Annotated in this window: 5 protein-coding genes and 4 pseudogenes; 3 read left to right on the top strand and 6 right to left on the bottom strand. The window is 63.6% G+C overall.

Going from position 1 to position 9,466, the window contains the following annotated elements:
* Nucleotides 1-116 precede the first annotated feature (116 nt).
* Nucleotides 117-415 (top strand): annotated as a pseudogene (locus L0966_RS13370) (type IV secretion system protein); the annotation flags it as partial.
* Nucleotides 416-459: 44 nt separating this feature from the next.
* Here the strand turns inward: L0966_RS13370 and L0966_RS13365 are convergent.
* Nucleotides 460-750: a hypothetical protein gene (locus tag L0966_RS13365; RefSeq protein ID WP_234052432.1), complete on the bottom strand. Its 291-nt coding sequence runs from the start codon at nucleotides 748-750 to the stop codon at nucleotides 460-462.
* Nucleotides 751-910: 160 nt separating this feature from the next.
* Between L0966_RS13365 and L0966_RS13360 the strand changes: the two are divergent.
* Nucleotides 911-1,078: pseudogene (locus L0966_RS13360) on the top strand (transposase); the annotation flags it as partial.
* 301 nt (nucleotides 1,079-1,379) lie between these two features.
* Here L0966_RS13360 and ggt read toward each other — a convergent pair.
* From ggt to L0966_RS13340, 4 genes and pseudogenes are all read right to left on the bottom strand, one after another.
* On the bottom strand, nucleotides 1,380-3,149 hold the full coding sequence (ggt, locus tag L0966_RS13355; protein WP_234052431.1) for a gamma-glutamyltransferase: 1,770 nt from the start codon (nucleotides 3,147-3,149) through the stop codon (nucleotides 1,380-1,382).
* A 799-nt stretch (nucleotides 3,150-3,948) separates the two neighbouring features.
* Nucleotides 3,949-5,160: an IS91 family transposase gene (locus L0966_RS13350; protein WP_234052430.1), complete on the bottom strand. Its 1,212-nt coding sequence runs from the start codon at nucleotides 5,158-5,160 to the stop codon at nucleotides 3,949-3,951.
* Nucleotides 5,161-5,173: 13 nt separating this feature from the next.
* Nucleotides 5,174-5,984: pseudogene (locus tag L0966_RS13345) on the bottom strand (tyrosine-type recombinase/integrase).
* Nucleotides 5,985-6,399: 415 nt separating this feature from the next.
* Nucleotides 6,400-6,756 carry a hypothetical protein gene (locus L0966_RS13340; RefSeq protein ID WP_234052429.1) on the bottom strand — a complete coding sequence of 119 codons (357 nt, stop codon included), beginning with the start codon at nucleotides 6,754-6,756 and terminating at the stop codon, nucleotides 6,400-6,402.
* Nucleotides 6,757-6,829: 73 nt separating this feature from the next.
* Here L0966_RS13340 and L0966_RS13335 point away from each other — a divergent pair.
* Nucleotides 6,830-7,947: pseudogene (locus L0966_RS13335) on the top strand (IS3 family transposase).
* Nucleotides 7,948-8,653: 706 nt separating this feature from the next.
* Here L0966_RS13335 and L0966_RS13330 read toward each other — a convergent pair.
* Entirely contained in the window at nucleotides 8,654-9,268 is a 615-nt protein-coding gene (locus L0966_RS13330) for a hypothetical protein (RefSeq protein ID WP_234052428.1), read from the bottom strand.
* Nucleotides 9,269-9,466 lie beyond the last annotated feature (198 nt).

Raw genomic sequence — 9,466 nt, 5'->3', positions numbered from 1 at the left:
CCCGTCTGCTTATCACCGCATGTTGCGTCACACGGTGTGCAGGGTCTCTCACCCCGCGAGATCAGAAACGGCATGAAAATCAAAGCACTCCTTTCTTTGATAGGGGCCCAGCGCACATGAATGACGTGGGGGTCATCGACACCTTCCTCAACACCTTCACCAGCTACATCGATTCCAGCTTCGGCCTGATCAAAGGCGAGGTGACAGGCTTCTCCTCCATCCTGATCGCCCTCGACATCACGCTCGCCGGCCTGTTCTGGGCCTGGAGCGCCGACGAGGATGTGATGCGCAGGCTGGTGAGGAAGACGCTCGCCGTCGGCCTTTTTTTGCCTGGATCATCGGCAACTTCAACGCGCTCGCGAAAATCGTGTTCGAGAGCTTCGCCGGGCAGGGCCTCAAGGCCGGCGGCTCCGCCTGAGAACGGACCTTGGGAAAGTCCGGTTCCGGCAGGAAGGTTCATCACCCACGTTCGAGACAACCACGTATCTCACCAGCCGCTCGGATGAAAAACTCTTTATCTGTGTTGGGGTATTTTAGCTGCGTCAGGAAATACCCATAACGGCTGGCGAAGACATCGTGGTCGCCAAATGCAGTCGCATAAGTCCACATCCGCGCTGCCATGATGAAGTCGCCGATCGGACCGGCCGCGGCATAGGCCGCGGTGTTTTCCCACGGTGCCGAGAAGTCCAGCAGCCACCCCTCACGGCACGCTCCGCCAAGAGGATGACTGAAGAGGCTGAGTTGGAGCATCAGCGGGGCGACGACGGAGCAGGCTTCACCCACGTCGCCGTAGACGGGCTATCGCCCGCTCCGACCAGGACATTGGCGGCGTGGAGCTCACTACGACGAAGCCTAACCCTCCTTGCGCAAATCGCCGGCCAAGGCGTCGGTGGAGACCGTAGTGAAGGACATGTGCCGACGGACACGGCGGCACTTCTCGGCCGAGGACAAGATCAGGATCGTGCTGGACGGGCTGCGCAGCGAGGACAGCATCGCCGAGCTGTGCCGCCGCGAAGGGATCGCACAGAGCCTGTACTACACCCGGTCGAAGGAATTCATGGAGGCGCGCTGGAGGCGCTCGATGGCTCCATGAGGCCCACGCCCATTGGGTCAAGATCGAGGCATCTTGTGATGCCGTCGCCGGCCCGGAGGAGCGGACGTCGGATCCCGGCAAGGGCTTTGATCAAGTGCAGTTCGATGACTAGCTCGATCGTCGTCGAAGAGTGACGCGCGGGATCGGCTAAGCTGCGGCACACGACGTCTGGTGTGCAGCCGTCGACGTCTGCCTCGACGAATGTGCGGCCATTGGCGCGTTCGCCTGGCATCAGACAGCTGCTTGCTTTGTTTCGGGACCCCTATTGGTGCATGGAGCTTTCGGCTTATTGGGCGATTGCAGCTCCTGCGGGCCGGCGATTGTCATTAGCCCCATAAATGGCGCCGGGCTCCGGCGTCCAAAGTCGCGCGGTGTCAGCGGCGGAGGACGGATGCTGCGACCTCTGGGGCGCCGCCGTTGGAAACTGGATTGCCTCCACCGCGCTCCACGGCCGCTGAACCGCCACCTTGTGTCCGCGCGCCTCCAGCAGCCGCACCGTGTCTGGAGAGAGGGAGTAGGGCTCGGCGTAGATCACGTCCGGCAGCCATTGATGATGGATGCGAGGGGCGTCCACCGCCTCCTGCACGTTCATGCCGTGGTCGATGACGTTGAGGATGGTCTGAACGACCGAGGTGACGATGCGCGGGCCGCCGGGTGAGCCCAGCACGAGAACGGGTTTGCCGTCGCGCACGAGGATGGTTGGGCTCATGGAGGAGAGTGGGCGCTTGCCCGGAGCGATGGCGTTGCGCGCGCCCTGGACGAGGCCAAAGGTGTTTTCGCCGCTGATCTTGGTGGTGAAGTCGTCCATGGTGTCGTTCAGCAGCACGCCCGTGCCGGGTGCCATGACCCGCGCGCCGAAATAGGCGTTCAGCGAGGTGGTCACGGCGACCGTGTTGCCTGCTGCGTCCGCCACTGAATAGTGCGTGGTCTCCGTGCCCTCATGGAGCACGACGCCGGCATCATCCAGCTTCGAGGCGTCGGCATGGTGAGGATCGATGCGCTGGCGGATGGCGGCCGCATAGTCCTTGGACAAGAGCCGATCCAGCGGATTGTCGCCGAAGGCGGGATCGGTCAGGACAAAATTGCGATCGATGAAGGCATGGCGCATGGCCTCGGCCATAAGGTGCACGGTGTCGGCGGCGCCGAAGCCGCTGTCCGAAAGCGGGTATCCCTCCAGAATGTTGAGGATCTCGCACACGGCGGTCCCGCCGGCGCTCGAGGGGGCGGCGGTCAGGATCTCGTAGCCGCGATAGGTGCATCGGACGGGGGGCCCCACACGGACCTTGTAATCCTGGAAGTCCTTGTCGCTCAGAATTCCGCCGCCGACAGCGCTCGCGGCGGCCATGCGGCGCGGGATCTCGCCATCATAGAAGGCAGAGACCCCTTGAGCGGAAATGGCCGCAAGGGTTCGGCCAAGATCCGCCTGGACCAGGCGGTCGCCGGCTTTCAGGGGCTCGCCGTCCTTCAGGAAGATCGCGGACAGGGTGGGGTCCGCGCGAAAATCCGCGGTGCCGGCCCGCAGAATGGCGGCATCGCCAGGGGAAAGAACGTAGCCATCTCGGGCCAATGCGATGGCGGGAGCCATCACCTCGGCGCGTGTCATGGAGCCGAAGCGCTGAAGCGCGGTGTCGAGACCAAGCACGGAACCAGGAACGGCAACCGCCCGCCATCCCCTTACGCTCGCACCGCGGATGACATTGCCGTTCTTGTCCAGATACATGTCGGCGCGCGCAGCGCCCGGGGCGATCTCGCGGAAATCGATGAAGGTCGATGTGCCATCGGCTTGCCGAACGACCATGTATCCGCCGCCGCCGAGATTGCCGCAGCAGGGATGCACCACAGCAAGCGCATAGCCCACGGCCACCGCGGCATCGATCGCATTGCCACCCTGGCGCATAATGTCGGCACCGACTTGAGCGGCAAGGGACTGCTCGCTGACCACCATGCCGCCTTCGCCCTCCACTGGCGTAGGCGACACGGCGTGAGCCTGCGGCGCAAAGGCGATCAGCAGGCATCCGAGGAAAGCGAAAGTGAGAATGGCGGTGTGATGCTTCATCAAGAAAGACCGTCAGCGGAATGTGATTCAGGTCGTGTTTTTAGGCCTGGGTGGTGACACTCTATTAGGCTCAGTTTTCCCAGCCGGTGAATACCGTTCAGTTTGGCCTGAGCTCGTGATTCTCCACCAGACTTGGGGAAAGTCCGTCGATGACGGAGACGAACGATGCGCGCCTCGCGGTTCACAGAGGAGATGGGTATTCGGTCCTGATCTCTCGACCTGTTTGCGGCCTTCCGCGGCGAAGCGGACCATCGGGGCCTGACCGAGACCGCTGTACCGCGGCCTCAAGAATGTCGCCTCTAATCCGGCATCGGCCAGCCGTTTTCGGGTTGGGGCAGGCAACAACTCCGGTCTCTGGGACCGGGGCAGCGGCGCCATCGCGCCAGGCCGCCTCGCTTGTTAAACGTCTGTTGTCCGGCTCCGACGCCGACGTCCGAAGCTGTGAAGGGTTTCGGATGCCGGCCCGATCGCGAGGGTGGGTCTGGGCGCGCGGGCCGGCGTCGGAAAGCCTCCAGGGGAGGAAACCGCGGTCCGACCTGCACGACGGTTGAGGTCTTCGCGGTGCTATGGGGATGAGGCCCGCGTCGACGGGGAAGATGCCGATCGAGGGGCGGATATCCGGGCACATGGTGGTGCCGACCCTCTCCGATCGTGTCCGGGGGGCGCGCGGCGGCGACATCTTTGCGGTGCCACGACGACGATGAACGCGGCCTTGCCGATGACAGAGAGCATGCGGCCCCGATGCCGGAGATGGCATGGCCTGCGACGAGAGCCTGATACCGGGGAACGGGAGCGGCGCTCATGAGCTGTCGATCCTGATGGGGTCGGCGGACCAGGTCCGCGGTAGTGATCCGCGAGCGAAGGTCTCGATGATGGTCATGAGGCCACCGCAGCAGCGGCACTGCGGCCGCTCGTCGGCTTTCTGCTGCTCAGCAGAAGACGCCGGGTGCGCGCTCTCAGTTTTCGCTTTGAGAAGCGCGCGGATCTTAGTGATGTTGGCGGCGCGGACCGCGCTGGCGAACAGGCCGTGGTGCCGGATGCGGTGGAAGCCGTTGGGCAGGACATGGAGCAGGAAGCGGCGGATGAACTCATCCGCCGGTAGGGTCATGGCCTTGATCCAGCCGTTGCCCGAGGCCTTGGCCCGGGCGCGATAGTCCTTCCAGCGGAAGGTGACTCCGTGGGCATGCATGGAGAGAAGCCGGCTGTTGGTGATCGCCACGCGGTGGGCGTAGCGCGACAGATAGGCAAGCATCGCCGCGGGTCCCGCGAAGGGGCGCTTGGCATAGACCGCCCATTCGGCGCGGCGCAGGGGCGCGAGCATCGCCTCGAAGGCAGGCGTCTCCGCCAGTGGTGTGAGATCGCCGAAGAAGGCGAGCTGGCCGGCGGCATGCAGCGCCCGGAGTCCGTCGAGAAACAGCCGCCGGAACAGGCGGGACAGCACCCGCACATGCAGGAAAAAGCGGGCCCGGCCGGCGATCCAGCGGGAGCCGTCGGCAGACAGGCTCCCGCCGGGCACCACGGCATGAATGTGGGGATGATGGGTCAGTGCCGATCCCCAGGTGTGGAGCACGGCGGCGATGCCGACAGGGGCACCGACATGCCTCGGATCGGCGGCGATGGTGGCCAGAGTCTCGGCCGAGGCCCTGAACAAGAGGTCGTAGACCGCCGCCTTGTTCTGATAGGCGATGGCGCCGATCGCGGCCGGTAGGGTGACGACGAGATGATAATAGGGCACCGGCAGAAGCTCGGCCTGACGGGCCGCGAGCCAGTCCCGGGCCGTTGTCCCCTGGCACTTGGGGCAGTGGCGGTTGCGGCAGGAGTTGTAGGCGATCTCCACATGGGCGCAGTCGGTACAGCGCGCCAAATGCCCGCCGAGCACCGCCGTGCGGCAGGAGCGGATCGCCCACATCGCCTTCAGCTCGCCGCGGCTGAGATGCCCGGCATGTGCCTTCTCATAGGCATCGCCATGGGCGTTCAGGATATCCGCGACCTCGAGCGTAGGGCGCGCCATGGACCGGCACGGCCTATAATGGCGGCGGGGTCAGCAGCGAGAGCGGGCTCTCCACCTCGCGCAGGGTCTTCAGGGCGACGCGAGTGTGGACCGCCGTGGTGTCGAGCTTCCTGTGCCCGAGCAGCACTTGGATGACGCGGATATCGGTCTTGCGCTCCAGCAGGCGGGTGGCGAAGCTGTGCCGCAGGGTGTGCATGGCCACACGCTTGTCGAGCCGAGCGGCGGAGGCCGCCGTCCTGCAGGCCCGGTCGAGCTGGCGGGTGGTGATGGGCTGGCCGGGATCGCTGCCGGGAAACAGTCCGGCCCTGCGGTCGCCGCTCCTTCCACCAGCGACGGAGCAGGTCGAGCAGATCGGGCGCGAGCATCACGTAGCGGTCCTTGCGCCCCTTGCCCTGGTCGACCCGGATCAGCATGCGCGCGCTGTCGATATCGGCGACCTTGAGGTGGGCCACTTCCGGCACCCGCAGGCCGCAGCCATAGGCGAGGCTGAAGGCGGCCCGGTACTTGAGGTTCGGGGTGTGGGCGAGCAGTAGTGCCACCTCCTCGGCGGTGAGCACCACGGGCAGTCGTTCGGGCGTTGGGATGCGGGCTATCCGGTTGCCGAACCCCGCCCGGCCGAGGGTGATGTGGAAGAAGAAGCGCAGCGCCGTGCAGGCGAGGTTCATGCGGGCATAGCTGGCGCCGAGGCTGGCGAGATGCAGCTGGTAGCGCCGCAGGTCCTCGGGCTCGGCCTGGTCCGGCGCCCGGCCGAGGAAGGCGGTGAACTCGGCGACCTGACGCACATAGTCGCGTTTGGTATGGTACCCGAACCGGCGGATGGTCATGTCCTCGATCATCCGCTGCCGCAGCGGGCTGATGGCTGGCCGCGTGTTGGTGGGGTGCTCGGAAGCGTCCATGGGGCTCTCCAAAGGTTGAGAAACCCCCTGATCGTCCGCCCGCCTATGCCGGGTGCCACATCGAAAACATCCGCACGCCCGTCACGCAGGGCCGCTACCGCGGCAGCGGTTTAGTCTTCTGGCGCAAAGCTGACGTTGGTGACAGCGTGTGGAAGGAGGCCGGGTTGGGGCCGACTACGAAACGTCCGGTTCTGGTAAAGCTCGGCGCTAAACTGCCATTCGATCTTCTTGCCGAAGATGCCCCCTTGTCGACCCAAAGCGGCCAGGGGCCCCTTATCCGGGGTGCGGCGTAGGGGGCGCTTCCCATCCATAGCGACGTTGGCATACCTCGGCTTCCGCCGCCTCACGACGAACCAAACGGCTTGGCGAGGTCGCGGAAAGTGCAGGTTCGATCCACCCGGGTCGACATCGTCTTGGTGAACTGCACGGGTACGATGTTGTCGGTCGCGACCGCGGCTTTCAGCTTGATGTCTTCGACAGGGATTTTGGTTATCGACGCCACGGTCGAAAGGTTGGCTCTGAGGAAGTCGACACGATCCAGATTCTTCCGGATCGGAGTGCGTTTCTTGTGATGGGTACACATCGTTGTGTATTCGGCGAGACGCTCGCCAATTTCACTGATTGTCCGATCGAGAAGCCGCCCTTTGCATTCGATGGCCCAGGCCGTCCCAGTCTTTTTGTTCCAGGCTAGCACGTCCACGTCGCCCTGAAGTGGTCCCCGAAACCTGGACAGGGGGTTGAGCTTGGTTCGGCCCGACGGAAGGACGAACCCGATGAGGGGGAGGGGGAAGCGATATTCAGCGGAGTTCAAGGCGAAGGTGGCCCTGGGGGGCATCCGCGGCGAGCGGACGGTGGCTCAGCTGGCGGCGAAACACGGCGTCCACCAGGCCATGATCAACGCCTGGAAGAAACAGGCGGTCGAGGGCATGGCCGAGGTGTCCTCCGGCAATGCGGAAGCCGCCGAGGCCACACGCGAGGGTGAGATCGACCAAATCCACGCGAAGATCGGCCAGCTTGTGGTGGAAGGGGATTTTAGCGTCGGGCCTCCGGGCGCTGAGCGTGGGGGCGAGACGCGACATGATCGAACCGGATCACCCACAACTGCCGATCACGCGCCAATGCGCCCTGGTCGGCATCAGCCGGTCGGCATTCTACGGCGGCCCGCGGACCGAAAGCCCCGAGACCGTCGCCGCCCTCCGGGCGATCACGGCCAGTTCCTCGAGACGCCCTGGTGCGGCTCGCAGTCGCGCGCAAGCGCGTGCGGCGTCTCATGGCCCGCATGGGGCTGGCCCGCCATCTACCAGCAGCCGAAGAGCGCGGTGCGGCACCCCCAGCACCGCGTCTTCTCCTATCGCCTTCGGAATATGGCGATCGACAGGCCTGATTAGGTCTGGTGCGCCGATATCACCGACATCCCGATGCGGCGCGGGTGCCTGACCTGGTCGCCATCATGGACCGGCACAGCCGCAGAGTTCTCTCCTGGAAGCTCTCCAACACAATGGAGGCAGACTTCTGCATCGAGGCGCTGGAGGAGGCCTTGTCCCGGTTTGGGCGGCCCGGCATCTTCAATACCGACCAGGGCAGCCCGTTCACCAGCCCGCGCTTCACCAAGGTACTGCTGGAGGCCGGCGTGCGGATCTCCCTGGATGGCCGCGGCCGGTGGATGGACAACGTGTTCATCAAACGCCTCTGGCGGTCGCTGAAATACGAGTGCATCACCCTCAATGCCTTCGAAACCAGTTCCGAGGCTCGGGAGGGGATTGGCAGGTGGGTCACCTGCTGCAATCGCACGAGGCCCCACTCGGCTCTCGGCTGTAGAACGCCGGAGGAGGTCCATACGGCCTGCGCGAGATCAACATGGCGGCGTAACCCACGCCAGAACCAAGCTTAGAAAAGCCGCCAATCTCTCTGCGGAATGGGCACCACCTCAATCCTCGATGGTCCTGTCATAGCCGTGCTCGAAATGCGTCTTGATGAGATTCCGCTGTTGCCAGAACTATCCCAACACGAGGGGATGTGCCGATCATGAATTCAGATGCGCCTTCTATCATAGCGCACGCTGATATCGCGAATTTAGATGATCTCTTTCATTTCATCGCGAGTAAAACAGAAATACAAAAATTTGAGCGCTGAGGGATGGTGGAACCCAGCCGTTACAAAAATAGTCTTCAAGAGCGAGGGGGTCGCGCTTATTGCGGTTCCACGTTGAGTTGAATATCTCCGATCTGGGTGTTCGCCGTCGCCAAACATCCGAAGGTTCGCCATGCCGAAGATGTCCTCACCGTGGGCGTGCAAAGCGCTGGCCCAGAGTGAGGATGCTGACGGAAGAATTTGAGGTCTTCCTGTTCGAGCGCGATGTACGGTGCGAGTCTGATGGTGGCAAGATCCCGTTTCGTTGAGGTGGTAAGCCCGACGGACTCATTTTTGCCCTCCGGCCAAGCTGATCGTGGCTTGAGGAGCATTCGGGAGTGATCCTTCCGAAGCCTTAGCGGGACCATGCCTCCCAGCCAAGGAACAGGATGCGGGCGGCCGAACTCGTTGACTTGATCAGCCACCCTATTTCTCTCCACGCCGGCGGGATCTACCGCTACCCGCGGTTATGCTTTCGGCGAGGAAGCGTGCTTCAGTGCGTGCCATGCCTTCTCGCTGGCTGCGTCAAAGGCCTTGCGCGAGTCCGCCAGCGCCGAAGCCAATATCGACCAGGATTCTTCGCCCGCCTGCTTCAGCTCACGCAACCGGGTCTCAGCGACTTGGGCATCCGCCTGCATCTGAGCGACCGCTGCGTCCACGCCGGCGCGCTTTTCGGTTGCGATCTTGGCTGCAGTGTTAAGAACCATATCCGCCGCCTCGCGCCAGTTTTTCACCTGGGCTTCGGCCATATTCCCAAACGCTTGCTGCTGCCGCGAGACTTCCTTGCCCGCGGCATCGAAGTAGGTCTCGATTTCCGCCTCAAAGGCACTCCAATTGGCTTCGAGCTGCTCCCGCGAGGTCTGAAGCGCACTCTGGCCGCCTTCGGCCTGCGCCTTCATCTGCGCGCGGAATTCATCACGGCGACTTTTCAGGTCGGAGATCAGCTGATCAACCCCCGTCTTAGCGTCTGACCGAATCTGGCTGGCCGTGGTTTCCAGCGCCACCAAGGTGGCATCCATCTCGTCGAGCCGTTGTTTGGCCCAACTCACAAACGCATGCGCATCAGCACTTTCCGACATCATGAGCTCCATTCGGTTTTGATAGTTCGATCATTGCGACAAAGCTGCGGCTCGCCTCGGCTTCGAAACAGACTGCGAGCACCGTCAGCCATTATAATTTGCGATCTTCAAGCTTATCGAAATAGACTCCGGAGATGCGCGTGGACATATCCCGCGCGGTCTTCGTCGATCGCGGGTTTTGTCATTTTTCTACGATATTAC

The sequence above is a fragment of the Xanthobacter sp. NM-59 genome, from assembly GCF_021401125.1.
Taxonomy (GTDB): domain Bacteria; phylum Pseudomonadota; class Alphaproteobacteria; order Rhizobiales; family Xanthobacteraceae; genus Xanthobacter.
Note: the sequence above shows the minus strand (reverse complement) of the source record. Positions and strands in the feature narration are given on the sequence as shown.

Bases quoted from the DNA above. Each gene is read 5' to 3' on its own strand.
- L0966_RS13365 (WP_234052432.1), bottom strand. From the start codon at position 750: ATGCTCCAACTCAGCCTCTTCAGTCATCCTCTTGGCGGAGCGTGCCGT.
- ggt (WP_234052431.1), bottom strand. From the start codon at position 3,149: ATGAAGCATCACACCGCCATTCTCACTTTCGCTTTCCTCGGATGCCTG.
- L0966_RS13350 (WP_234052430.1), bottom strand. From the start codon at position 5,160: ATGGCGCGCCCTACGCTCGAGGTCGCGGATATCCTGAACGCCCATGGC.
- L0966_RS13330 (WP_234052428.1), bottom strand. From the start codon at position 9,268: ATGATGTCGGAAAGTGCTGATGCGCATGCGTTTGTGAGTTGGGCCAAA.